The sequence below is a fragment of the Frigoribacterium sp. PhB160 genome (assembly GCF_003751785.1).
Lineage (GTDB): Bacteria > Actinomycetota > Actinomycetes > Actinomycetales > Microbacteriaceae > Frigoribacterium.
This window is the reverse complement of sequence record NZ_RKIE01000001.1, coordinates 475,458-498,838: the sequence shown is the minus strand read 5'-3', so window position 1 is coordinate 498,838 and position 23,381 is coordinate 475,458. Positions and strand designations below refer to the sequence as shown.

Here is a 23,381-nt window from a genome sequence, read left to right as displayed (position 1 = left end):
GCGGCGTGCGGCGGTCAGCATGGCCCTCGTGTCCTCTCTCGACGAACTCCGCGCCACCGCCCACCCGCTCCGGCTGCGCCTCCTCTCGCTGCTCACCGGCCTCCCGGCGAGCGCCGCCGAGGCCGGCCGCGAGCTCGGCTGCTCGCAGGCCAGCGCCAGCTACCACCTGCGTGTGCTCGAGAGGGCGGGGCTCGTCGAGGTCGTCGAGACGGTGCGCCTGCGCGGCGGCGAGGCGAAGCGGTACCGGCACGCCTCGTCGGCGCGGCCGTTCCGGGTGGACGCGCCCCGCGCCTCCTCGTCCCGGGCGGAGGCCGACGACCGCGAGCTGTTCGTCGACGCCCTCGCCGACGAGCTGCGGCGCCGCTCGGCCCTGCGCGCCGACGGCCCGCAGACGAGCACCGACGCAGAGCTCTGGGTCGACCCCGAGACCTGGCGCAGCGTGGTGCGGCACGTCGGGCAGGCGTCGGCGGCCCTCCACGCCGCCGCACGGGCCCCGCGCACGCCCGGCACCCGGCCCGTCTCGATGACCGCGGCTCTGTTCCCGCTGCGACGACCGTGACCGGGCCCGCCGGAGGCGCGTCGCCGGTCGCCGCCGCTCGTCACGCACCCGGACCGCTGCGGCACCGCACGTTCCGGTGGCTGCTGGCCGCACGGACGACGAGCGTCCTCGGCAACGCCGTCGCCCCGATCGCCCTGGCCTTCGCGGTGCTCGACCTGACGGGCTCCGCCGCCGACCTCGGCCTCGTCGTCGCGGCGCGGTCGGTCGCGAACGTCGCGGTGCTGCTGCTCGGCGGCGTCGTCGCCGACCGGCTGCCGCGCGACGTCGTGCTGGTCGGCACGTCGCTCGCCGCGGCCGCGACCCAGGCCGTCGTCGCCGCGCTCGTCGTCACCGGCACGGCGACCGTCCCGTCGCTCGTCGTCCTGGGCGTGCTGAACGGCGCGGTGGCGGCCGTCAGCCTGCCGGCGGCCGCCGCGCTCGTGCCCGACACGGTCCCGACCGAGCTGCTGCGACCGGCGAACGCGCTGCTGCGGCTCGGCCTCAACGGCGGCACGGTCGTCGGGGCGTCGGCCGGGGCCGGGGTCGTCGCGCTCGTCGGGCCCGGGTGGGGGCTCGCCGTCGACGCCGCCGGGTTCGCCCTCGCCGGGCTGCTCTTCTCCCGGCTGCGACTGCCGCGGACGGCGTCGCCGACCGGCCCGCGCGCCTCGGTCGTCGCCGACCTGCGCGAGGGCTGGGACGAGTTCCGCAGCCGACGGTGGGTGTGGATCGTCGTCGTCCAGTTCATGGTGCTCAACGCCGCCTTCGTCGGCGCGACGACCGTGCTCGGGCCCGTGGTCGCCGACGCCTCGTTCGGGCGGGCCGCCTGGGGGCTCGTCGTCGCGGCGCAGACCGTCGGCCTCGTCGTCGGGGCGGTGGTCGCGCTGCGCTGGCGCCCCCGCCGGGCCCTGGCCGTCGGCGTGGGGACGATGGCGCTGACCGCCGTGCCCGTGGCGGCGCTCGGTCTGCTGCCGACCCTGCCCGTGCTGCTCGCGGCGTTCGCCCTCGGCGGCGTCGCGCTCGAGGTCTTCGCGATCACCTGGGACCAGTCGCTGCAGACGGCCGTGCCGCGCGAGGCCCTCTCGCGCGTCTACTCGTACGACATGGTCGGCTCGTTCGTCGCGGTGCCGCTGGGCGAGGTGCTCGTGGGGCCGGCAGCACACGCGGTCGGCACGGGGCCGACCCTCGTCGCCTGCTCGGTCGTCATCGTCGCGGCGACGGCCGTCGCGGTGTCGACGCGGAGCGTCCGCACCCTCACGCTGCCCGCCGCACCACGCGTCAGGACCTGACCGTCGACCCCCGGACAGTGCGACACCCCCCGGTCCGGCGATGCACCCCGAGAACCAGGGGCGCCGTGCAGGATCGGGGGTGTCGGGAGTCGAGTCAGTTCGTGCCGAGCTTCTTGTCGACGGCCTCGCCGGCCTTGCGGATCTGCTCGTCGTGCCCGCCGCCGGTCTTCTTCGAGGCGAGCTCCTCGATCTTGTCGATGCCCGTGTCGGTGGCCCTCTCGCCCTTGTCGCTGTCGAGCGCGGCCTTCGCCTTGTCCATGAGACCCATGTCGGTCGTCCTCTCGTCGGTGGCCCGCCGACGCGGGCCGCCACCACACCACTCCTGTCGGACCGCTCGCGTCCGCGGCGCCCAGGGAGGTCCCAGCCTGGCCCGGGCGGGCGCGGCCTCCGCCCGACGTGCCGGCACGGGTCCGGGACGCGCGGCGCGGGCGAGGCGGGGGCGGCTAAGGTCGAGCCGACCTGGCCCGACCCGGAAGGACATCCCCGTGACGATCGTCTCCCCCGACGTGGACGTGTCCGGCCTCGAGGCCGCCGTCGGCGCCGACCGCGTGCTCCGCGACCCCGACTCCCTCGCCCGCTACAGCCACGACGACGCCGAGTGGGCGCCGTGGGAGACGCCCCTCGCCGTGGTGCTCGCGCGCACCACGGAGGAGGTCGCCGCCACGGTCCGCTGGGCCGCCGCCTCCGGCGTCCGGGTCGTGCCCCGCGGGGCGGGCACCGGCCTCTCGGGCGCGGCCAACGCCGTCGCCGATTCCGTCGTGCTCTCGCTCGAGCTCATGGACGCCGTGCTCGAGGTCGACGTCGACGAGCGGTACGCGGTCGTCCAGCCCGGCGTCGTCAACGACGCGCTGCGCGCGACCGTCGCCCGTCACGGCCTCTGGTACCCGCCCGACCCCGCCAGCTCGGCGATCTCGACGATCGGCGGCAACGTCGCCACCAACGCGGGCGGCATCTGCTGCGTCAAGTACGGCGTCACCCGCGACTACGTGCTCGGCATGACCGTCGTGCTCGCCGACGGCTCGGTCGTCGAGCTCGGCCGGCGCACCGCGAAGGGGGTCGCGGGGTACGACCTCGTCGGGCTCATGGTCGGCTCCGAGGGCACGTTGGGCGTCGTCACGTCGGTCACCCTCAAGCTGCTCCCGCTCGCCGGACGCGACGAACGCGCCGTGATCGGGTACTTCCCCTCCCTGGTGGCCGCGGGCGACGCCGTCGCCGCCGTGTCGCGGGCCGGCATCGTGCCCGCCGCGCTCGAGATCGTCGACCGGACGTGCCTCCGCGCCGTCGACGAGTGGATGCACCTCGGCCTGCCCGACGACGTCGACACGCTGCTGCTCGCGCGCGTCGACGAGCGCGGGGCGGCCGGCGACGAGCTCGCCGCGCACGTGGCCGACATCTTCGCCGCGGCCGGGGGCACCGACGTCGAGCGGGCCACCGACCCGGTCGAGATCGACCGCCTGTTCCAGGCCCGCCGGCTCGCCTACCCGGCGCTCGAACGCCTCGGCCCGGTGCTCACCGAGGACGTCTGCGTGCCGCGCGGCGCCGTCCCCGAGATGCTGCGCCGCATCCAGGCGACGGCCGCGGCCCACGACGTGACCATCGCGAACATCGCCCACGCCGGCGACGGCAACCTGCACCCGCTGATCATCGCGCCGGAGGGAGACGCCGCCGCCAAGGACCGCGCCGAGGCCGCCTTCTCCGCCATCGTCGACGACTGCCTCGCCCTCGGCGGCACGGTCACCGGCGAGCACGGGGTCGGCCTGCTCAAGCTGCCGGGGCTGCGGCAGGAGCTCGGCCAGCGCGTGCTCGACCTGCACCGCTCGGTCAAGGACGCCCTCGACCCCGCGGGCACCCTGAACCCCGGGAAGGCCTTCTGATGCCGAGCACACCGACCCCCGGCGCCGCGCCCGCCCCCGACGGCACCTCGACCCCCGGCGCCGCGCCCTGGACGCCGGGCACCCCGCCCGTCGCCTCCTTCGTCACCACCGACGGAGCCCGCATCGCCTACACCGACTCGGGCCCGGTGCCCGCGCCCGGCCGCACCGTCGTGCTCGTCGCCGGCTACGCGATGCCGGCGACCGCGTGGGCCCTGCAGTCGGACGCGCTGCTCGCCGACGGCCACCGCGTCGTGGCCGTCGACCGTCGCTCGACCGGCGAGAGCGACGACGTCGCCTGGGGCCAACGCGTCTCGCGCCACGGCGCCGACCTGCACGAGCTGCTCGAGCTGCTCGACCTCCGCGACGTCGTCGTGGTCGGCCAGTCGATGGGCGCGAGCTCGGTCTGGGCCCTGGTCGACGCCTTCGGCACCGATCGCCTCGCGGGCGTCGTCACGATCGACCAGACCCCGAAGATGGTCAACGCCGACGGCTGGGACCACGGCTTCTACGGCATGACGGCCGACGACAGCGGCTCGTTCTTCGAGGACGGCATCCCCGACACGGGCCGCGGCGCCCGCGTCGACGAGGCCCGGCCGGGAGTCGCGCGGCTGGTCGAGCGCATCGGCGGCATGCCCGCCGTGCGCCAGGCGAACGCGCCCGAGACGCGACGGCTGCTGCGCGACCACGGCCTGCAGGACTGGCGCGACGTCGTCGCCCGCCTCGACGTGCCGTTCGTCATGGTCGCCGGGCGCGACAGCCAGCTCTGGCCCTGCACCCACGCGGAGGCGGCGGTCGGGTCGAACGCGCACGGCACGGCCGTCGTGATCGAGCAGGCCGGCCACGCGACGAACCTCGACCGGCCCGACGAGTTCGACGCCGTGCTGCGGGAGTTCCTCGCCCGCCTCTGAGCCGCCGCCTGCGCCTGCCCCGACCCCGGCGAGGCCCTGCTCCGCCCGCCGGCCCTGTCGGCTACGCCCCGTCGACCGCCCGTGCGACGCGGCGCAGCCGCAGGAGCACCTGCAGCTCGAGCGACCGGTCGCGCCACCCGTCGCCGAGCAGCCCGTCGAGCGTCGCGAGCCGCTGGTAGACCGTGTTGACGTGCACGCGCAGCGCCGTCGCCGTCGCCCGCGGACGGCGCCCCTGCTCGAGGTAGGCCTCGAGCGTCGCGACGAGCGGCACGCCGCGGGCGGCCTCCTCGGCGAGGACGACGCCGAGCTCGCGGGAGGTCTGCTCCTCGAGGTCTCGGCGGCCGGTCCGGCTGAGCAGCACGGCGAAGACGCCGAGGTCGGCGGCCCGGGCGAGTCCCCCGCGACGTCCGAGGGCGGTCAGCGCCCGGGCGGTGCGGTCGGCCTCGGCGTAGGCGTCCCGCAGGCCCGCGGGGTCGACGACGGGGCCGGCCAGCCCGGCCGCGGGGGCTCCCTCGCCGATCCACCGCGCCTCCAGGTCGTCCGCGTCGGGCACGACGAGCACGAACCGTCCGGCGAGCGTGGCCGTGGCCACCCGGTCGCCGAGGCCGAGGCCCGCGGCCCAGCGACGGGCGACGGCCGGGTCGCCGCCGGCCACGACGACCGCGTGCGCGCGCCGCGGGTCGAGGCCGGCCCCGCGCCAGCGCCTCCGGTCGGCCGCCTCGTCGGGCTCGGCCCGGCTGAGCAGGTCGATCGTGGCGATGTCCCGGCCGAGCTGGTCCGCCCGCGCGGTCGCCCGGCTGCCGACGAGGGTCAGCGCGATGAGCGGCGCCGCCCGCTCCAGCAGCAGCAGCACCTCAGGAGGCGCGGTCCCCGCCCCGGCGCCGCTCCCGTCCCCGAGACCGTCGCCCTCCGCCCCCGCGGCCCGGGCGCCGGGGGACGACGCGACCCCGTCGACCACCAGCCCGCCGAGGAGCTGCCCTGCCGCCGTGACGGGTTGCACGACGCTCGTCCCGACGACCACGGGACCGCCCACGGGACGTGGCGTGGGCCCGAGCGCGGACCCGGGCGCGGACGCCGACGCGCGCCCCGGGACCCGACCCGACCGCCCCGCCGCGACCGCGTCCCGCTCGACCGCCGCCAGCGCCTCCCCCACGGCCCCCTCGCCGGGGTGCCCGGCCCAGCGGACCGGCACGTCGGTCACCACCCGCAGCCGCTCGACGAGCGAGGCCGGGTCACCGCCGGCGAGGACGGCCCGGGTGAGGTCGGCGTCGAGGCGGAGCGTCGCCTCCAGCTCGTCCTTGGCGTCGCGCAGCTCGCGCGCGGTGCCGGCGTTGTCGAGGGCGACGGCCGCGTGGGCCGCGAGCCCCGTGAGCAGGCCGATCTCGTGCTCGCCGAAGCGGCGCTCCTCGCGCTTGGCGGCGAGCAGCACGCCGAGCACGCGGCCGCGCACCGCGAGCGGCACGCCGAGCAGGCCGCGGATCGACTCGGCCGCGGCGGCACGGTCGGCTCCCTCCTCGTGCTCGAGCTCGTCGTCGACGGCGTAGTCGGAGGTCCACCGGGGCGTGCCGCGGGTCACGACGCTGCCGACGAGGCCCGCGTGCCGGGGCAGGCTGATGCCGACGAGCCGAGACGACCGGTCGCCGCTCGCCACCTCGATGCGGAGGTCGTCGCCGCGCAGCAGGGCGACGTACGTGAGGTCGACGCCGAGCAGGCGGCGGGCCTGGTCGACGACCTCGACGAGCAGGTCGGCCGGGTCGACGACCGCGGCGAGGCGACGGGCGACGTCGTTGAGGGCCGAGAGCTCGACGGCGCGCTGCCGACGCTCGCGGAGCAGCTGCGCGACCTCGACGGCGGCCCGGGTCTCGGCTTCGGCGACCGCCTCGTCGACCCCGGCCGCCAGCAGGGACCGGCGGTGCGCCTCCAGCTCGGGGAGGTCGGCCTGGTCGACGAGGAGCTCCAGCCACCCCCGTGCCGTCATGGTCGCACCCTCCACTCGATCCGTCGACAGTAGACGATGCAGCCGTTGTCGCGGGCGGGGACCGAGCCGCAGAGTAGAGCGTCCCCGAGCGGCAGCGCCGCCCCTCAGCTCAGGAGCCCCCATGACGAACGTCCGCCCCACCTCCCCCGCCGGCTCCGCGCCGGACGCCGGCAGCGCCTCCGCCCTCCCCGACGTGCCCGTCGCGCCCGGGGCAGCCGGCGTCGCCGCGGTCGCCGAGACCCCGCCGGCACCCGGGGCGCCCCTGCGCCTCCGTCGCCTCTCGATCGGCCTCGCCCTCGTCTACGTGTCGATCCTCGCGATCAACTCGGGCGGGCTCGGCATCCTCATCCCCAACCTCGTCTCCGACATCGACGCCGCGAACAAGATCGGCAACCTCGCGATCGTGACGACCGTGGCCTTCCTCGCGAACGTCTTCGCGCAGCCGATCGCCGGCGCCCTCTCCGACGCGACCCGGTCGCGCTTCGGCCGCCGCACGCCGTGGATGGTCGGCGGCGCCCTGCTCGCCGCCGGCTTCGTGCTCGGCCTGCCGCTGGCCGGCTCCATCGTCGCCGTCGCGCTGGTCTGGCTCGTCGTGCAGCTCGGGCTCAACGCCCTGCAGGCCGCCGCGACCGCCCTCGTGCCCGACCGCTTCCCCGCCGCCCAGCGCGGCGGCGTCTCGGGCCTGATCGGCCTCGGCATCACGGTGGGCAACACGGCCGGCGCCATCGTCGCCGGGTCGTTCGCCGACCGGGGCGCCCTGCCCTACGTGATCCTCGCCCTGCTCGTCGTGGGCGTCGTCGCCCTGTTCGTCGTGCTCAACCCCGACCGCTCGTCGCGCGACGAGGTCGCCGTCGAGCGGCCCACGTTCCGCGAGTTCGCCCGCGGCTTCTGGGTGTCGCCCCGCAAGCACCCCGACTTCGCCTGGGCTTTCGCCGCGCGCTTCCTCATGGTGATCGGCTTCTACGGCGCGCAGACCTTCGGCCTGTTCATCCTCCGCGACTACATCGGGCTGAGCGACGAGGCCTCGAACGGCTTCGCGGCGCAGATCGGCATCGTGCTGCTGCTCGGCGTGCTGCTCTCCGCCCTGACGAGCGGCGTCCTCTCCGACAAGCTCGGCCGCCGCAAGCCCTTCATCATCGGCGCCTCGGTCGTCATGGCCCTCGGCCTCGCCGTGCCCCTGGCGTTCCCGACCACGACGGGCGTGCTCGTCTACAGCTTCCTGCTCGGCCTCGGCTTCGGCGCCTACATCTCGATCGACCTCGCCCTCATGACCGAGGTGCTGCCCGCGTCGATGACCTCCGGCGCGAGCACGGCCGGGCGCGACCTCGCCATCCTCGGCCTCGCGACGACGCTGCCGCAGGCGCTCAGCCCCTCCATCGCGGCGGGCCTCGTCTCGCTCACCGGCGGCTACCCGGTGCTGTTCGTCTCGGGCATCGTGTTCGTGGCGCTCGGCGCGCTGGCGGTCATCCCCATCAAGTCGGTGCGCTGACCCGTGCGGCTCGAGAGCACCACGACCGGCGACGGCGAGAGGCATGTCGGCCTCGTCCACGGCCTGGGCGCCGACGGGGCGACCTGGGGCCCGCTCGTCGACCGGATGGCGGCGGCCGGCGGGTTCACGGTCACCACCGTCGACCTCCGCGGCCACGGCCGCAGCGCACGCGCCGGCTCGTACGCCCTCGGCGAGCTCGCCGACGACCTCGTCGAGACGCTCCCGACCGGCCTGCACTCGCTCGTCGGGCACTCGCTCGGCGGATCGGTGCTCGTGCGGGCCGTCGCGCGGCTCCGCCCGGCGCACGCCGTGTACCTCGACCCCGGCTTCCACCTCGCGCTGCCGACGACGGGCGTCGCGGGCCGGCTCTTCTGGGCGGTGCCGCCGCTGACGCTCGGCGTGGCCGGCCTGCTGCAGGCGCGGAAGAGCGCAGCCCTCCGCAAGGGCTACGAGCCGGGGGCCTCGGAGCTGCTCGACCGCGCGAAGGAGCGCTTCGACTCTCGCATGGCGATCGGCGTCTTCCGCGACGTGGCCCACCACCCCGTCGCCGTCGAGCCGCCGGCGGTGCCGTCGACGCTCGTGCTCTCCGACGACTCGCCCGCCGTGCTGCCCGAGGCGGTGCTCGCCCGGCTGGAGCAGCAGGGCTGGGCGGTGCGACGCCTCCCCGGGGTCCACCACGACATGCAGCTGGAGGCGCCCGACCGCACGTTCGGGCTGGTCGCCGACCTGCTCTGACGCGGGCCGCTTGACATGATCGGCTAAGGGTCGTAGCTTTCGGCTATGACCATTAGCCAGGAGGACCTCGTGACCCCGCAGCTGACCACCGACGGGGGGACGCTCGCCTACGACGTGGCCGGCTCCGGCCCGCTCGTCGTCCTCGCCCACGGCATGGGCGACACGCGCCGCTCGTACCGCTTCGTCGTGCCCGAGCTGGTCGCCGCCGGCTACCGGGTCGCGACCCTCGACGTGCGCGGCTGCGGCGAGTCGAGCACCGGGTGGACGGGCTACGCGCGCTCCGACATCGCCGGCGACATCGTCGCGCTCGTCCGCCACCTCGGCGGTCCGGCCGTCGTCGTCGGCCAGTCGATCAGCGGCGGCGCCGCCACCATCGCCGCGGCCACGGCACCCGACGACGTCGTGGGCGTCGTCGAGCTCGCACCGTTCACCCGACGCCAGTCGATGAGCCTCCTCGGCCTGGTCCGCGACGCCGACCACCGCCGGGCGACCGTGCAGCTCGCCCGCGTGATGCTCGGCGGGAGCCTGTCGGGCTGGTCGTCGTACCTCGACGTCGGCGTGGCCACGCCTCCGGCCGACTGGCGCGACGAGCGGGCCCGCCTCACCGACGAGCTGCGTCAGCCCGGGCGCATGGCCGTGCTGCAGGCCATGATGAAGACCTCGCCGGCCGAGGCCGGGGAGCACCTGCCCGGCGTGCAGAGCCCCGTGCTCGTCGTCATGGGCGCCGCCGACCCCGACTGGACCGACCCCGCCGCCGAAGGCGCCGGCATCGTCGCCGACCTGCCCGACGGGCTCGGCCGGCTCGCGGTGCTGCAGGGCGTCGGGCACTACCCGCACGTCGAGGCGCCGGGCGAGCTCGTCGCGCTGATGCTGCCGTTCCTCGCCGAGGTCGCCCCGACCGGCCCCGGCGCCGCGCCGGCAGCCCCGACCTCGCCCGCGACCGATGCCTAGGGCGGGCCTCGACCCGAGCGTGGTGACCGAGGCCGGCGCCGCGCTGGCCGACGAGCTCGGGCTCGCCCGGCTCGGCATCAGCACGCTCGCCGACCGGCTGGGCGTCCGGCCGCCGTCCCTCTACAAGCACGTCGACGGCCTCGACGACCTCACGCACCGGGTCGCCCTCCTCGCGGCGACCGAGCTCGGCGACGCCCTCGCCGCCGCGACCGACGGGCTCGCCGGGCGCGACGCGCTCCGCGCCGCGGCCCGGACCCACCGCGACTACGCGCTCGCGCACCCGGGCCGCTACGCGGCCACCGTCGGGTCGCGTCCGGCCGACGCCGACGACCCGCTGGCGGGCGCGCTCGACCGGGCCCTCACCTCGTTCACGGCCGTCCTGCGGGGGTACGGGCTCGACCCGGCCGACGACGTCCACGCGCTGCGGTACCTCCGCAGCTGCCTGCACGGGTTCGCGAGCCTCGAGGCCGGCCGGGGCTTCCAGCTCGGCACGGACGTCGACGCGAGCTTCGACTGGCTGGTCGACGCCGTCGACCGAGGGCTGCGGGCGGCCGCGGGGCGCTGAGCGGGCTGAGCGCGCAGGCCGTGCCCGCCCGCCCGCACCCTCGAGACCCGCACACACCCCCCGGCGCGCACGAGGGTCCGTGCGAGTTCGCGGGGTGCATGCGGGTTCGCGGGGCGCATGCGGGTGCGTGCGGGTGCGTGCGGGACCGCGCGACACCCGCGCCTCAGCCCCAGGCGACGATCACGTCGACCACCCACGTGACGCCGAACCGGTCGGTCACCTTGCCGTACAGCGGCGAGAACGCCGACGGGCCGAACGGCACGTGCACCGTCGCGCCCTCCGACCCGGCGAGCGCGCCGCCCAGCCGGGCGATCTCGTCGGCGTCGGTGCCGCGCAGGGACAGGTAGAACGGGTTCTCGCCGGGCGACCAGGGCAGCGAGTCCTGCACGTCGTACGCCATGACGTGGAATCCGGAGGGCGAGGTGACCTGCCCCCAGACGACCTGGTCGGCCTGGTCGGGGCCCTGGCCCGAGTCGGCGTCGGAGTCGCCGTAGCGGACGAGCACGAGGTCGCCGCCGAACACCGACTGGTAGAACGCGAGCGCCTCGGCGGCCTGGCCCCGGAAGTTGACGTGGAGGGTGCTGGTGACGGTCATGGTGGCTCCTCTGATCTGCTGACGCGCCCGGCTCCGAGCGCTGGACCCATCCCACCGCCCGTACCGGTCAGCACGCGTCCGCATCGTGAGGGAGGATCGGGGCATGCCTGCCGCACCCGCCTCGACGACGTCGCAGCGCCTCCTCGCCCTGCTCTCCCTGATGCAGACGCCCCGCACGTGGTCGGCGCCGACGTTGGCGGCCCGGCTCGGCGTCGGCGAGCGCACCGTGCGTCGCGACGTCGAACGGCTGCGCGAGCTCGGCTACGCCGTCGACACGACGCGGGGGCCCGAGGGCGGCTACCGGCTGGCCGCCGGCGAGCAGCTGCCCCCGCTGCTGCTCGACGACGAGCAGGCCGTCGCGGTCGCGATCGCGCTGCGCACCGCCGCCGCCGCCGGGGCGGGCATCGACGAGGCCGCCGACCGCGCCCTCCGCACGATCGGCCGCCTGCTGCCCGACCGCCTCGCCCGTCGCGTCGGGCGCCTCGAGATCGGCACGGCGAGCGCCGGCCCCGCCCCCGCGCCGGTCGACCCCGACGTGCTGCTCCGCCTCGGCGAGGCGATCCAGCAGCAGGTCGAGATCCGCTTCGACTACGCGAGCCCCGCCGACGAGGAGGCGCGGGCCGGCTCCCCCGCCGCGCCCGCCGCCCAGCCCGGCCCGGCCCGACGCGCCCAGCCGCACCACCTGCTCCTCCGGGGCGGCCGATGGTACCTCGTGGCCTGGGCACCGGAGCGCGACGACTGACGCACCTTCCGGGTCGACCGCCTCGACCTCCGCCAGCACACGGGCCGGCACTTCAGGCCGCGCACCGTGCCCGGCGGCGACCCGGCGGCCTTCCTCTCCGCCCGGGCCAAGGGCTCGACCGGGGCCGACGCCTGGCCCTGCACCGGGTCGGTCGTGCTGCGGCTGCCCGTCGGGCAGGTCGCGCCGTACGTCCACGACGGGACGGTCGAGCGCCTCGACGACGAGCGCTCGCGGGTCGAGCTCGGGTCGTGGTCGTGGCGAGCGCTGGCGGCCCGCGTCGCCGGGCACGACGGGGAGGTCGAGTCGGCGGAGCCCGCCGAGCTGCGGGCGGCGTTCGCGCAGCTGGCGGAGCGGCTCGCGCGGGCTCCCGCGCGGCCGCCAGGCTGAGAAAGCGACGAGTGTTGTCCGCAGTAGTGCCGACTCGACATCGTGGCGGCGATGACGTTGACTTCATGTGGGGAACAGCCTGCTCGGGTGCAGGCCTCCCTGAGCCGGGGCAGCTCTCATGGTGTCGCCCTGGCGCTGTGGCTGGGCCGTTCGGGTGTGCCCAGCCACGGGCGGGGCGGCGGGGTCCGCCGCCCCGCCCTTTCTCCCCCTCCAGCCCTCGTGACCCGAGTTCTGGGGCGTCGCGCGCCCTCTCGGGGCTGCGTCAGACTGGGCGGAGAACGCCCCGTCGAGCGAGTCCGTGACATCTGGCGCCGTCACCACGTCATGCAGATGCGCCCCTACGACTGACCATCGTGGGTCGCCGACAGGACGAGGACCAGGAGACCCCATGACCAGCACCTCCGCGTCAGAGTCGAGCCACGGGACGACCGCCCCACCCGCCGCGCCTCGGACGTCGACGTCGACGTCGTCGTCGTCGTCGAGCCTCCCCACGGCGCCTCAGCGGGCCCGCTTCTCGACGGACGACATCGAGGAGGCGCGGAGCCTGCTCGAGACCACCTACGATGGGCGCCAGTTCCGCGCGCGCCGCGGGGCCGACCGTTTCGCGTTCCGGTTCGCCTCGGCCGGCGACGACCGCCTGAGTCTGCAGACCGGCACGTTCCTCGGGCACCTGCAGGGCACCATCCCGTGGTCGCGCGACTACGTGGTGTCGTGGTTCCGGTCGGGCTCGGTGACGATCGACCACCCCGGCGGGCAGCTGACGAGCGTGGGCTCGCGCCCCTTCCTGACGCCGACCGAGACGTCGTACTCGTTCTCGATGACGCCGCACCGGCACGGCATCGTGCACATCGCCGCGGCGTTCCTCGAGGAGGTCGCGGCGGAGACGCACGGCCGCCACCCGCAGCGCATCGTCTTCGACTACGCGGCGGTGCCGTCGGACGAGGCCCTCGAGGCGTGGCGCCAGGCCCTCGGTGCGGCCACGCCCGTCGTGGTCGGGGACACCACGCCGGCCGACGTCCGCCTCGCGGCGCAGACGGACATCGCGCGGGCGCTGCTCGACCTGTTCCCGTGGCGGGCGGTCGACGTGCCCGACGCCGTGCGGACCGAGCGGATGCGCCGCCTCCGCCAGGCCGCGGAGTACGTCCACTCGTACGCCGACCAGGCGATCACCTCGGCCGACATCGCGACCGCGGCGGGCATGCACACGCGCACGCTGCAGCAGCTGATGAACGAGCACCTCGGCTCGAGCCCGACCCTCTACCTGCGCCACGTGCGACTCGACCGGGCCCGGCAGGACCTCCTGGCGGCCCGGCCCGGCGAGGTCCTGGTCGGCGACATCGCGCGCCGGTGGGGGTTCGGCAACCTGGGCCGCTTCAGCGCCTCGTACGCAGCCCGGTACGGCGAGCAGCCGCGGGAGACCCTCGCGCGGTGACGCGGTGACGCGGTGACGCGGTGACGCGGAGGCGCGGAGGCGCGGAGGCGCGGTGGCGCGGAGGCGTCCCGGCGGTTGCTACCGGTCGAAGAGGTCGCCGAGCCCGGGGATCGAGAAGCCCTCGCCGAGACCGCCGACCTGGTCGCCGAGGCCGGTGAGGTAGTCCTCGCCGCCCTGCGCGAAGCCGTCGACGCCCTCGGTCAGGCCGCCGAGCCCGTCGGTGAGGCCGGTGATGCCCTCGAGCCCGAAGTTCTCGGCCAGGCCGCCGAAGTCGACGCCGTCCGCGAGGGCACCGGACAGGAGCGGGGCCGCGACGCTGCTGACGGCAGCGCCCCCCGCCACGGCGAGCGCGAGACCGCCGAGGGCGGCGACGCCGACCCCGGTCGCGGCACCGGCGGCGAACCTGCCCGCGCCGGAGCCCGAGCGCGGTGCGGTCGCCGCCCCGCCGTCGCGGCCCCGCCCGCCGAAGACGCGCTGCATGAGTCCGGGGTGCACGGTCTCGCCGCGGGTCGCGGCCCGCGCGAGATCGTCGGTGCTGCCGCTGCGGGGCTGCTCGTGGGCGGGCAGCTCCTCGGCGAGGCGCGCCTGCACGAGCTCGCGCTGCTGCGGGGTCAGCCGCGCGAAGGCGTCACGGTGCACCTGCTCGAGCTGATCGGGCTCCGCGGTGCGGAGCAGGTAGTCGTACTTGCCCAGGGCGACGCGGTCGGCCTCGGAGGCCCGCGGTGCCGAGCCGGCTCCGTCCTGGGGGCGGGCCCGTCGCTGACCGGCCTGGTCGGGGGCGGCCTGCTGCGTGGGCTGTGCGGTCGGCTGCTGTCGCACCGCGCCTCCTCGTCCACCCTCGTCGCCTGTGAGCCTGTCAGCGGCGGTCCGGACGAGGTCTCGCCAGTCTCCGCCGGAGCTGCCTGCCGGTCGATGCTGGCCGGACCGGTCCGCTGACGACGAGGAGGGGGACGAGGACGAGTTCGAGTCGCCGAGCGCTTTCGCGGCGGCGCCCAGGAGGCGCTTGAAGTCGGGCATCCGCCCATCGTGCTGGGTGGCGATGTGGAGACCCCCGGGAGAAGCTGCGGAAGTGATCCGAACCGTCCCGTTCGACCTGTCGCCCGGGGTCGCTCAGACCACGCCGTGCTCGTAGGCGAGGATGACGATCTGGACCCGGTCACGGAGGTCGAGCTTGGCCAGCACGCGTCCGACGTGCGTCTTGACCGTCGACTCGCTGAGCACGAGCCGATCGGCGATCTCGGTGTTCGTCAGCCCCTGCGCGACGGCGACGAAGACGTCGTTCTCGCGCTCGGTGAGGCCGCCGAACAGGGCCGACGGCGCCACGGCAGCGCGAGGGAGGCGCGGCACGGCGACGTCGAGGAGCGCCCGCGTCGCTCGCGGCGAGACCACCGCGTCGCCGGCGGCGACCGCCCGGATGCCCGCCAGCAGCTCGGCCCGCGGGGCGTTCTTGACGAGGAACCCGCTGGCACCGGCCCGGAGGCCGCTGAACGCGTACTCGTCGAGGTCGAAGGTGGTGAGGATCAGCACCCGGCTCGCGGGGTGCTCGTGGGTGAGGCGTCGCGTCGCCTCGATGCCGTCCATGCCCGGCATGCGGACGTCCATCACGACGACGTCGGGTCGCAGCGACGCGACGGCCACGAGGGCCTCCTCGCCGGTGCCCGCCTCGCCGACGACGGCCAGGTCGTCGGTGGACTCGACGATCATGCGCAGGCCGTGCCGGACGAGCTCCTGGTCGTCGACCAGCAGGACCGTGGTGGCGTCGCTCATCGGGTGCCCTCCCCGGGCTCGAGCTCGACGTGCACGCGCCAGCCGCCTCCCGGCACCGGGCCGGCCTCGACGGAGCCGCCGACCATGCGCGCGCGTTCGCGCATGCCGAGGAGGCCCCGGCCCGAGCCCCGCCCCACGGCAGGGTGTCGGTCGGCCCCGTCGGCGTCGTCGCCCCGCCCGTCGTCGGTCACGGCGAGGCGGACGACCGTCCCGAGGTCGAGCTCGACCCGCACCTCCTCCGGGGCGACGGCGTGCCGCAGGGCGTTCGTCAGCGCCTCCTGGACGATGCGGTACGTCGCGGCCTGCACTCCCTCCGAGTGCCGGGTCTCGCCCCGGGACTCGAGCACGACGGGCAGGCCGGCGGCCCGGTACGACTCGACGAGGGCTGGCAGGCCGTCGAGGGTCGGTGCGGGCTGCAGCTCGGCGGCCGCGGCGGCGCCGGCCTCGTCGGTGGCCCCGAGGAGGCGCCTCATGTCGGCCAGGGACCGCTGCCCGACCTCGACGATGTGCGTCATCGCCTCACGGGAGCGACGCGGGTCCTTGTCGGCGATGGCGTCCGCGCCGTCGGCGAGGGACACCATGACGGAGATGCCGTGCGCCACGATGTCGTGCACCTCGCGGGTCATCCGGGCGCGCTCGGCGGCGGCGGCGAGCTGCTCGCGCTGCTGCTGCTCCCGGGCGAGGCGCTCCGCCCGGTCGACGAGGGCGGCGACGTAGCGACGCCGACCGCCGACCGTCACCCCGACGAGCACGGCCACGAGGGTGACCAGCACGAAGACCGGGCTGAGCAGGGCGACCCCGCTGCGCGTCCCGTCGCCGTGGAGGACGCCGGAGAGCGCGACGGCGAGGCCGCCCCCGAGCACCGAGACGCCCAGGCCGATCCAGGCGCTGCGATCGGAGCGGTGGACGGCGAGCGCGTAGAGGGCGAGCGAGACGCCGAGGGGGTCGAGGCCCGAGTCGACGACGGTGGACGTGACGGTGGCGAGGCCGATGACCACGAACGCCGCGCGGGGACGCCGTCGACGGACGAGCAGCGCCGCGGCCGACGCCCCAGGCAGACGGCGAGCGCGACGTCGACGCCGAGCGGTCGCCCGTCGCCGGTGGCGAGGTAGGTGCTCGCGAGGCCGAACGCCGTGACGACGACGTAGGCGACCGCGACGAGGACGTCGACCGCGAGGGGGTGGCGCCTCAGGAGGGCTCGCAGCGCACCGGGCGGTCGCGGCGCCTCCGGCAGGTCCGACCGCACGTCGAGGTGCACGTCGGCGGTGGCGCCGACGGGCACGTCACCCGCGGCCGGGGGTCGTCGAGCGGGCATGACCACGACCCTACGCAGCCGTCGGCGCGGCGGCGCGGCGGGGCCCCGGGGCCACGACCTGGGCCGCGGGCCGGCCTGCGCGAGCGACCGTCGACCCGCCGAACACGACGAGCCAGCAGATCGCGACCGAGGTGGCGACGAACTCGAGCACCCCGCCGACCTCCGTGGCGAAGCGCAGCAGGGAGAGGACGCCGCCCGCGGCGGCCACGAGCGCCACGAGCAGGCCGCACGACATCGAGAGCACCCGCAGCGCACGGTGGCCGGCGGCGAACGACGCCTGCAGCATCGCGACGCACGCCGCGGCGAAGGCCAGCACGGCCGACGAGGTGTGGACGGCGTCCTGCAGCGTGGCCGAGGGGCCGACCGGGAGCGGGCACCCCGCGGTGCACGGCACCTGCGAGGCGACGAGGAAGAGGGCGGCGGCCACCCCGATCGACGTCGACACGGTCCAGGCGCCGAGCAGGCGGACCGACGCCCGGACGCCGCGGCCGGCCCACGCGACGCAGGCCCCGCCGAGCACGACGAGGAGCAGGGCGACCTCGAAGAGCGCGGCGGTCGGCTCGCCGTCGGCGCCGAGCTCGCTCACGTAGACGGCCCGGTCGACCTGACCCCGCAGCGCCCAGATCAGGACGATCGCGGCGGCAGCGGTCGCGCAGCCGGCGGCGGCGACGACGGATCGGAGGAGGGTCGAGGAGGTGTGCGTGAGCATCCTCCGACGCTAGGAATCGAGAGGGGGTCCGGTCGTCGGACCCAGGGCCCGACCTCTCGCCCGGGTGGTACCTAGGTACCGGCCGACACCCCGTCGACCGAGACCTCGAAGACGATCTCGAGGCCGTCCTCGTCGTCCCACTGCTCGCCCTCCTCGACGAACCCGTGGTCGACGACGAGCGCGCGCGACGCGAGGTTGTCGGGGCTGATCGTCGCGCGGACGGTGTGCACGTCGGGATGGTCGCGGGCCACCGCGAGCAGGATCTCGAGCGCCCGACGGGCGTGGCCGCGTCGTCGGTGGGCCGGGTCGACCCGGTAGCCCACCTCGACCATGCCCGCCGCGTCGGGCGGGCCGTGGAAGCCGGCCACCCCGACGGGGACGCCCACGGTCGGGTCGACGATGAACCGGGTCACCCACGGGGCGTCGGCAGGCGCCTCGAGGATCTGCCGACTGCGCATCCGCCAGAGGCTCGCGCACTCCGGCCCGGCGAGGTACGGCGGGACGACGTCGGCCGGCACGGGCTCGCCCGCGGCCAGCGCGTGGAGGACGCCCTCGGGCACGACGTCGAGGTGCACCCGAGGGAGCGCACGGTCGGGGTGCTGCCAGGGCGCGGTCGTGATCGTCATCGGGGTCGATCCTGTCAGGCCCGGACACCGCCCGCGCAGCAGTACGGTCGACCCATGAAGGTGCTCGCCGGGATCGCGGCCGCGGTCGTGCTCTGCCTCGTGCTGCTCGTCGTCGCCGTCCGCGCCTCGGGACCGGGCACGGGTGTCCTCAGCCTCTCCGGCGCCGAGGCCGACATCCCCCTCTGCTCCACCTTCGAGCCCGTCGAGGTCGGGTCGCTCGTCACCGACGAACGTCCTGCGTGCACGCCCCACGGCGTGCCGCTCGTCTTCCCCGACGGTGCCACGCTCGACCTCCCCGAGCAGGACCCGGGCACGGGCGCGACGACCGTGGGCCAGACGACCTACAGCTACGTCGGGGTCGGCGTCTTCGGCCTCTACGCCTCCCGAGCCGGGGCAGACTGCGACGCCGCCGACGAGTGGGGCAGCGCCGAGGCGATCGCGCGCGTGCACGAGGCCTTCGGCGACGACTACGCCTGCCGCGGGGCGTGACCGCGCCCGCTGCGAGCAGACTGTCGGTGGCCCCCTCCACCCCGGCGGCCACGGACGGAGCCCCATGACCACCACCCTCCTCGTCGCGGGCGCCACCGGCGACCTCGGCCGGCGCATCGTCCGCGAGCTGCTCGGGCACGACGACGTCCACGTGCGCGTGCTGACGCGGCCCGGCAGCGGCACCGCCGCCGATCTCTTCGGCGACGACGACCGCGTCGACGTCGTCACCGCCGCCTACGACGACCACGCCGCGCTCGTCGCCGCCGCCCGCGGCGTCGACGTCGTCGTCTCGGCCGTCAGCGGCGTGCGCGACGTCGTCGTCGACGCCCAGCGGGCCCTGCTCGCCGCCGCCGTCGAGGCCGGCGTGCCGCGCTTCATGCCCTCCGACTGGTCGGCCGACTACCGGTCGATCGCCGTCGACAGCAACCGCAACTTCGAGCTGCGGCGCGAGTTCGCGGCCGACGTCGACGCGGCGCCGATCCGGGCGACCTCCGTGCTCAACGGGATGTTCACCGAACTGCTGACCGGCGACGCCCCGATGATCCTCTTCTCCCGCCACCGCGTCCTCTACTGGTCGTCCCCTGACCAGCTGCTCGACTTCACGACGAAGGACGACACGGCCCGTGTCGCCGCCCTCGCCGCCCTCGACCCCGACGCTCCGCGCGTCGTCGAGATCGCCGGCTCGACGCTCTCGGCCCGCCAGGTCGCCGAGATCATGACCGAGCTCACCGGCACGCGCTTCGCCCTGCAGTGGGCCGGGACGGCCGGGACCCTCTCGGCCATGAGCAAGATCGGGCGCCTCGTGTCGCGTGACGAGTCCGCGACCTTCCCCGCCTGGCAGGGCATGCAGTACTTCGTGAGCATGTTCAGCGGCCAGGCGCAGCTGCGTCACGTCGACGTCGACCGATGGGGTCCGCACGAGTGGACGACCGTGCGCGATGTCCTCGGAGCGCAGGTCCGCGCCTCCTAGTCCTGATCATTTCTCAGCCCACCTCGCGACCGCGAGGCCCGGAACGGCGGGGCCCGGAACGGGTGAGACGGGTGGGGTACGGCTGCGGCCCCCAGGACTGGGGACATCCCGCGCAGCGTCGCCCGCGTAGCTTGCCACTCACCTGACCGCACCGCGCCGTCCGAGCTCCGCCCGAACCGTGTCACCCGGGAGCGCGGCGGCCCACCACCCGAAGGACATCCCCGACATGTCTCGATCCATCCGTCGCGCCCGCTGGACGCGTCGTGCCCGCTGGGCAGCCCTGCCCGTCGCCGTCATCGCCTCCGGCGCGCTGATCTCGACCGCCTCGTACTCGGCCTTCTCGGCCGTCACCGCGAACCCGACGAGCAACTGGTCGACGGGCTCCGTGCAGCTCGTCGACGACGACTCCGACGCGGCGCTCTTCACCGCCTCGAACCTCGTGCCCGGCGACACCGGCACGAAGTGCATCACCGTCACGTCGAAGGGCAGCGCTCCCTCGACGGTGCGCCTCTACGGCACGGGCGCGACGACCACGAACCAGCTGTCGTCGTACCTCGACCTCGTCGTGACGCAGGGCACCGGCGGCTCGTCGGCCTCGTGCACCGGCTTCACGCCGTCGACGTCGGCGGACGGCACGCGCGACGAGAGCCAGGTCTTCTCCGGCACCCTCGCCGACTTCGGCGCACAGCGCACCGGCTACGCGACCGGCGCCGTCACTTTCGCGCCCACGGGCACCGCCCCCGAGTCGCGCACCTTCAAGTTCACCTACTCGCTCAAGTCGACGACGCCGAACACGAGCCAGGACTCGAAGGCCGCCGTCGCCTTCACCTGGGAGGCGCAGACGCGCTGACCGGCGCCGTCGCCCACCCGAGACGGCTGAGCCGCCACCGCTGCCATGACCTCCGACGCCCTGAGCCCGTTCGGCGACGCCCCGCGCGACGCCGCCGTCGAGCGCGCCTCGGACCGGTCGGCGGCGTCCCGCGCCTCCGCCCTCGCCCTGCCGTGGTGGCTCGCCCTCGCGATCGCCACCGGGGCGCGGGTGGTGCTGCTCACGGCCGCGTGCCTCCTGATCGGGGCGGCCGCACCGGCGCTGTGGGGCTGGAGCCCGACGACCGTGGTCTCCGGCTCGATGCAGCCGCGGATCGTCGCGGGGGACGTGGTGGTCGCCATGCCCGTGGCGGCCGACGCCCTCGACGTGGGTCAGGTATTGCTGGTGGACGACCCCGACCGCCCGGGCGAGCTGCGCCTCCACCGGCTCGTCGACGTCACCGACGACGGGCTGCTGCGACTGCGCGGCGACGCCAACGCCACGGCCGACTCGACGCTCGTCGCGCCCGACGCCGTCCACGGCGCCGGCGTGCTGCGGGTGCCCGCGATCGGCTCGGCCATGCTCTGGAGCGGCGGCGAGCGTGCCCTGGGCATCGGCGTCGTGTCGCTCGCCGTGCTCGTGCTGCTGGCGCTGACCCGCCTCGAGCCGCGCGACGAGGACGACGTCGTCGACCCGCTCGCCCTCGGCCGGCACCGGGCACGACCGCCCGTGACCGGCTGGGGCCGGGCGCGACGCGTCTCGGGCGTGGTCGTCGGGGTGGTGGCCGGGGTCGCGGTGCTCTTCCTCGTCGTCGGGTCGACCCACGCCGCGTTCGCCGGGTCGACGGCGAGCGCCGCGACGGCGACCACGGCGCGCTTCCCCTGCTTCGACCGGACCGTGCCGAGCCCGGCGCACTTCGCCTACCTCTACGCCGACAGCGCGAGCGGGCCGGTGCGCGACTCCGGGCCGAGCCGCCGCGACGGGACGCTGGTCGGCGGGGCGCAGATCACGAGCGCGAGCTGCGGCTCGGGCGAGAACCCCTACCTGCGGCTCGACGGGGCGACCGGGCAGGTGACGACGGCCGAGCAGTACCTCGCCCCCCAGGTGTTCAGCATCGAGACCTGGTTCCGCACGACCACGACGACCGGCGGCAAGCTCGTCGGCTTCGGCAACGCGCGCTCCTCCGGGTCGGGGCAGTACGACCGGCACCTCTACCTGACGAACTCGGGGCAGCTCGTCTTCGGCGTCTACCGGACCCAGCACTACACGGTCACCAGCCCGTCGTCGTACACCGACGGCCGGTGGCACCAGGCGACCGTGAGCATGGGGCCGGACGGCATCGTGCTCTACGTCGACGGCGTCGCGGTGGCCTCCTCACCGCAGACGCAGGCCGAGCCCATCACCGGCTACTGGCGCATCGGCTACGACACCCTCGGGGGCGCGTGGCCCTCCGTGCCGACGACGGCGCACTACGAGGGCGACCTCGACGGGACGAGCGTGTCCGACGCGGCCCTGACGGCGTCGCAGGTCGCCGACCGGTACGCGGCCGGTCGCTGACGGCGCCGGCGCGGAGCGATGAGGAGGCGCGGGGTGCGCTGCCGGGACGAGCTCAGCCCCGGGCCGGTCAGTTCGCGGGCCGGTCGGGCGCGTCCGTCGCGTCCGCCGCGTCGCCCCCCGTGCCCTCGCCGCGGAGGGCACGGGTCATGCCCCGCAGGGTGCGGAACGCCTGCGACTGCTCGCTCGCCGACAGGCCCTCGAGCATGCGGAGCTCGACGCCGCGCACCGCGGCCGACGCCTCGGCGAGCGCGGAACGACCTGCGTCGGTGAGGCGGGTGGGCAGGGCTCGGCCGACCCGCGCCTCCGGAGCCCTGGTCACGACGCCGTCGCGCTCGAGCTGCTGCAGCAGCACGTTCATCGACTGGCGAGTGACGAAGGCGCCGCGGGCGAGGTCGGAGTTCGACGAGCCGGGGCGCTGCGCGAGCAGCTCGAGGCACGAGTAATGGGTGACGGTCATGCCGAGCGGGCGGAGCACGTCCTCCATCGCGGCACGGAGGGCGCTCGCGGCCTCCTTGAGGAGGTAGCCGACGGAGGTGTCGAGGTCGATGACCAGTTCGTCTTGACTCATGTCAACATCCTGACATACGGTGGGGCATGTCAGCAGACTGACATCGAAAGAAGGAGCATCATGCCCGTCACCGGACCCGACTTCATCTCCCTGCAGGTGCGCGACCTCGACGCCTCGCAGGCGTTCTACGAGCAGCACCTCGGCCTCGTGCGCTCCCCCGCCGGACCGCCCCACGCCGTCGTGTTCACCACGACGCCGATCGCCTTCGCCCTGCGCGACGTCGTCGAGGGCACCGACCTCGACGCGGCCCCCCGGCCGGGCGTCGGCGCGGCGATCTGGCTGCACGGCACCGACGTCCAGGCCATGCACGACGGACTCGTCGCGGCCGGGCACCGGATCGTGTCGGCGCCGACCGACGGCCCCTTCGGCCGCACGTTCACGTTCGCCGACCCCGACGGGTACCACGTGACCATCCACGACAAGGCCTGATCAGGGGTCGGATGTGCCCCGTGCGGGGGTCGTTCCGGGGCCGATCTGTCCATCACGTGCCCCCTCGCGACCGGAAGTGGACAGACCTGTCACGCCAGTGCTCGCGATGACGTACGGTCAGCCCATCGGCATCGTCCGCCGAGCTCCTCGACCTCACCAGTCGGACCAGGGTCGCCGGACCGAGACCGACCCCGACCTCGGACAGGAGACGCCCCGTGACGACGCTCGCCACCCCGCCCGCCCCCGCCAGGGCATCCGCCGCGTCTCGACCTGCGAGTCGCGGCCCCGCGTCGGCCGCCGACTCGTCCGGCTGCCGCTGGACCGAGACCACCTCGGGCGTCTGGACCGCGACGGTCGGCACGGCCCACCTCGGCGAGGTGACGCTCACCGGCTCCGGCTACGTCGCCACGGACGTCGCGGGCGACCCGGTCGGCGCGTTCTGCACGCTGGACCAGGCGCAGGAGGCGGTGCTCGCGGTCCGCGGACCGGGCGCCTCCCGCCCCGCGCGCGAGGGTCGTCGCCGACGCGACGCCGTGCTGGCCCGGGTGGGCGGGTGCGTCCTCGCCCTGTCGCTCGTGAGCACGGCCGCGATGCTGCTGATGCTCGACCTCGGCCACCTCTGACGGCTGCGCCGGAGGTGCCGCCACCGGGTGCGTGACGACC

General features: G+C 75.6%; 24 protein-coding genes and 1 pseudogene. 16 read left to right on the top strand and 9 right to left on the bottom strand.

From position 1 onward, the window contains the following. Positions 1 to 28: 28 nt before the first annotated feature. Both EDF38_RS02360 and EDF38_RS02355 read left to right on the top strand, forming a co-directional pair. Positions 29 to 559, top strand: coding sequence for a helix-turn-helix domain-containing protein (locus EDF38_RS02360; RefSeq protein ID WP_123354966.1), 531 nt, complete (start codon positions 29 to 31; stop codon positions 557 to 559). Further along, complete coding sequence (locus EDF38_RS02355) at positions 556 to 1,824, top strand: MFS transporter (RefSeq protein WP_123353781.1); 1,269 nt, start codon at positions 556 to 558, stop codon at positions 1,822 to 1,824. The genes EDF38_RS02360 and EDF38_RS02355 overlap by 4 nt, the downstream gene beginning before the upstream one ends. 94 nt (positions 1,825 to 1,918) lie before the next feature. Here EDF38_RS02355 and EDF38_RS02350 read toward each other — a convergent pair whose 3' ends face one another. Continuing rightward, positions 1,919 to 2,092, bottom strand: a complete 174-nt coding sequence (locus tag EDF38_RS02350; RefSeq protein ID WP_123353780.1) for an antitoxin — start codon at positions 2,090 to 2,092, stop codon at positions 1,919 to 1,921. 217 nt (positions 2,093 to 2,309) lie between these two features. On the opposite strand from EDF38_RS02350, the gene EDF38_RS02345 reads away from it, so the two are divergent. Further along, positions 2,310 to 3,698: an FAD-binding oxidoreductase gene (locus EDF38_RS02345; protein ID WP_233572146.1), complete on the top strand. Its 1,389-nt coding sequence runs from the start codon at positions 2,310 to 2,312 to the stop codon at positions 3,696 to 3,698. After that, a complete protein-coding gene (locus tag EDF38_RS02340) occupies positions 3,698 to 4,606 on the top strand; it encodes an alpha/beta fold hydrolase (protein ID WP_123353778.1) in 909 nt (302 codons plus the stop codon). The genes EDF38_RS02345 and EDF38_RS02340 overlap by 1 nt, the downstream gene beginning before the upstream one ends. A 61-nt stretch (positions 4,607 to 4,667) precedes the next feature. Here the strand turns inward: EDF38_RS02340 and EDF38_RS15700 are convergent, their stop codons facing one another. After that, positions 4,668 to 6,584, bottom strand: a complete 1,917-nt coding sequence (locus EDF38_RS15700) for a GAF domain-containing protein (RefSeq protein WP_158613304.1) — start codon at positions 6,582 to 6,584, stop codon at positions 4,668 to 4,670. Between the two features lie 121 nt (positions 6,585 to 6,705). On the opposite strand from EDF38_RS15700, the gene EDF38_RS02325 reads away from it, so the two are divergent. Genes EDF38_RS02325 through EDF38_RS02310 form a run of 4 tightly spaced genes read left to right on the top strand, consistent with a single transcriptional unit; the run spans position 6,706 to position 10,324 of the window. Next, positions 6,706 to 8,073, top strand: coding sequence for an MFS transporter (locus tag EDF38_RS02325; protein WP_158613303.1), 1,368 nt, complete (start codon positions 6,706 to 6,708; stop codon positions 8,071 to 8,073). A gap of 3 nt (positions 8,074 to 8,076) precedes the next feature. Beyond that, on the top strand, positions 8,077 to 8,808 hold the full coding sequence (locus EDF38_RS02320) for an alpha/beta fold hydrolase (RefSeq protein WP_123353776.1): 732 nt from the start codon (positions 8,077 to 8,079) through the stop codon (positions 8,806 to 8,808). A gap of 45 nt (positions 8,809 to 8,853) precedes the next feature. Next, positions 8,854 to 9,759, top strand: coding sequence for an alpha/beta fold hydrolase (locus EDF38_RS02315; protein WP_123353775.1), 906 nt, complete (start codon positions 8,854 to 8,856; stop codon positions 9,757 to 9,759). Further along, the gene (locus EDF38_RS02310) at positions 9,752 to 10,324 is read left to right on the top strand and encodes a TetR/AcrR family transcriptional regulator (RefSeq protein WP_123353774.1); all 573 of its coding nucleotides are present in this window, start codon (positions 9,752 to 9,754) and stop codon (positions 10,322 to 10,324) included. Before EDF38_RS02315 ends, EDF38_RS02310 begins: the two co-directional genes overlap by 8 nt. Before the next feature lie 163 nt (positions 10,325 to 10,487). Here the strand turns inward: EDF38_RS02310 and EDF38_RS02305 are convergent, their stop codons facing one another. Then, positions 10,488 to 10,919, bottom strand: a complete 432-nt coding sequence (locus EDF38_RS02305; RefSeq protein ID WP_123353773.1) for a VOC family protein — start codon at positions 10,917 to 10,919, stop codon at positions 10,488 to 10,490. A gap of 103 nt (positions 10,920 to 11,022) precedes the next feature. Here EDF38_RS02305 and EDF38_RS02300 point away from each other — a divergent pair. Next, positions 11,023 to 12,048 (top strand): annotated as a pseudogene (locus EDF38_RS02300) (helix-turn-helix transcriptional regulator). A 388-nt stretch (positions 12,049 to 12,436) separates the two neighbouring features. Next, complete coding sequence (locus EDF38_RS02295; protein WP_123353772.1) at positions 12,437 to 13,480, top strand: AraC family transcriptional regulator; 1,044 nt, start codon at positions 12,437 to 12,439, stop codon at positions 13,478 to 13,480. Between the two features lie 78 nt (positions 13,481 to 13,558). Here EDF38_RS02295 and EDF38_RS02290 read toward each other — a convergent pair whose 3' ends face one another. The 5 genes from EDF38_RS02290 to EDF38_RS02270 all read right to left on the bottom strand — a co-directional run bounded on the left by EDF38_RS02290 (position 13,559) and on the right by EDF38_RS02270 (position 17,897). Further along, the gene (locus EDF38_RS02290; protein ID WP_233572143.1) at positions 13,559 to 14,299 is read right to left on the bottom strand and encodes a cation-transporting ATPase; all 741 of its coding nucleotides are present in this window, start codon (positions 14,297 to 14,299) and stop codon (positions 13,559 to 13,561) included. Positions 14,300 to 14,590: 291 nt separating this feature from the next. Next, the gene (locus EDF38_RS02285; protein WP_123353770.1) at positions 14,591 to 15,247 is read right to left on the bottom strand and encodes a response regulator transcription factor; all 657 of its coding nucleotides are present in this window, start codon (positions 15,245 to 15,247) and stop codon (positions 14,591 to 14,593) included. Then, entirely contained in the window at positions 15,244 to 16,245 is a 1,002-nt protein-coding gene (locus tag EDF38_RS02280) for a sensor histidine kinase (RefSeq protein WP_123353769.1), read from the bottom strand. Before EDF38_RS02280 ends, EDF38_RS02285 begins: the two co-directional genes overlap by 4 nt. A gap of 327 nt (positions 16,246 to 16,572) precedes the next feature. Next, the gene (locus EDF38_RS02275) at positions 16,573 to 17,271 is read right to left on the bottom strand and encodes a DUF998 domain-containing protein (protein WP_123353768.1); all 699 of its coding nucleotides are present in this window, start codon (positions 17,269 to 17,271) and stop codon (positions 16,573 to 16,575) included. A gap of 71 nt (positions 17,272 to 17,342) precedes the next feature. Continuing rightward, complete coding sequence (locus tag EDF38_RS02270) at positions 17,343 to 17,897, bottom strand: GNAT family N-acetyltransferase (protein WP_123353767.1); 555 nt, start codon at positions 17,895 to 17,897, stop codon at positions 17,343 to 17,345. 54 nt (positions 17,898 to 17,951) lie between these two features. Here EDF38_RS02270 and EDF38_RS02265 point away from each other — a divergent pair, with 54 nt between their 5' ends. The 4 genes from EDF38_RS02265 (at position 17,952) to EDF38_RS02250 (ending at position 21,721) form a co-directional block, all read left to right on the top strand. Further along, positions 17,952 to 18,386: a hypothetical protein gene (locus tag EDF38_RS02265; protein WP_123353766.1), complete on the top strand. Its 435-nt coding sequence runs from the start codon at positions 17,952 to 17,954 to the stop codon at positions 18,384 to 18,386. Between the two features lie 64 nt (positions 18,387 to 18,450). Then, on the top strand, positions 18,451 to 19,356 hold the full coding sequence (locus EDF38_RS02260) for an NmrA family NAD(P)-binding protein (RefSeq protein WP_123353765.1): 906 nt from the start codon (positions 18,451 to 18,453) through the stop codon (positions 19,354 to 19,356). A 226-nt stretch (positions 19,357 to 19,582) separates the two neighbouring features. Next, positions 19,583 to 20,206 (top strand): hypothetical protein, encoded by a 624-nt coding sequence (locus EDF38_RS02255; protein WP_123353764.1) that lies wholly within the window; start codon positions 19,583 to 19,585, stop codon positions 20,204 to 20,206. A gap of 45 nt (positions 20,207 to 20,251) precedes the next feature. Then, positions 20,252 to 21,721 carry a LamG-like jellyroll fold domain-containing protein gene (locus EDF38_RS02250; protein ID WP_123353763.1) on the top strand — a complete coding sequence of 490 codons (1,470 nt, stop codon included), beginning with the start codon at positions 20,252 to 20,254 and terminating at the stop codon, positions 21,719 to 21,721. A gap of 67 nt (positions 21,722 to 21,788) precedes the next feature. Here EDF38_RS02250 and EDF38_RS02245 read toward each other — a convergent pair whose 3' ends face one another. Next, positions 21,789 to 22,289, bottom strand: a complete 501-nt coding sequence (locus tag EDF38_RS02245) for a MarR family winged helix-turn-helix transcriptional regulator (RefSeq protein ID WP_123353762.1) — start codon at positions 22,287 to 22,289, stop codon at positions 21,789 to 21,791. A 60-nt stretch (positions 22,290 to 22,349) separates the two neighbouring features. Between EDF38_RS02245 and EDF38_RS02240 the strand changes: the two genes are divergently transcribed. Together EDF38_RS02240 and EDF38_RS02235 are read left to right on the top strand one after the other, a co-directional pair. Beyond that, positions 22,350 to 22,718, top strand: coding sequence for a VOC family protein (locus EDF38_RS02240; protein WP_123353761.1), 369 nt, complete (start codon positions 22,350 to 22,352; stop codon positions 22,716 to 22,718). Between the two features lie 215 nt (positions 22,719 to 22,933). Next, complete coding sequence (locus EDF38_RS02235; protein WP_123353760.1) at positions 22,934 to 23,341, top strand: hypothetical protein; 408 nt, start codon at positions 22,934 to 22,936, stop codon at positions 23,339 to 23,341. Positions 23,342 to 23,381: the final 40 nt, after the last annotated feature.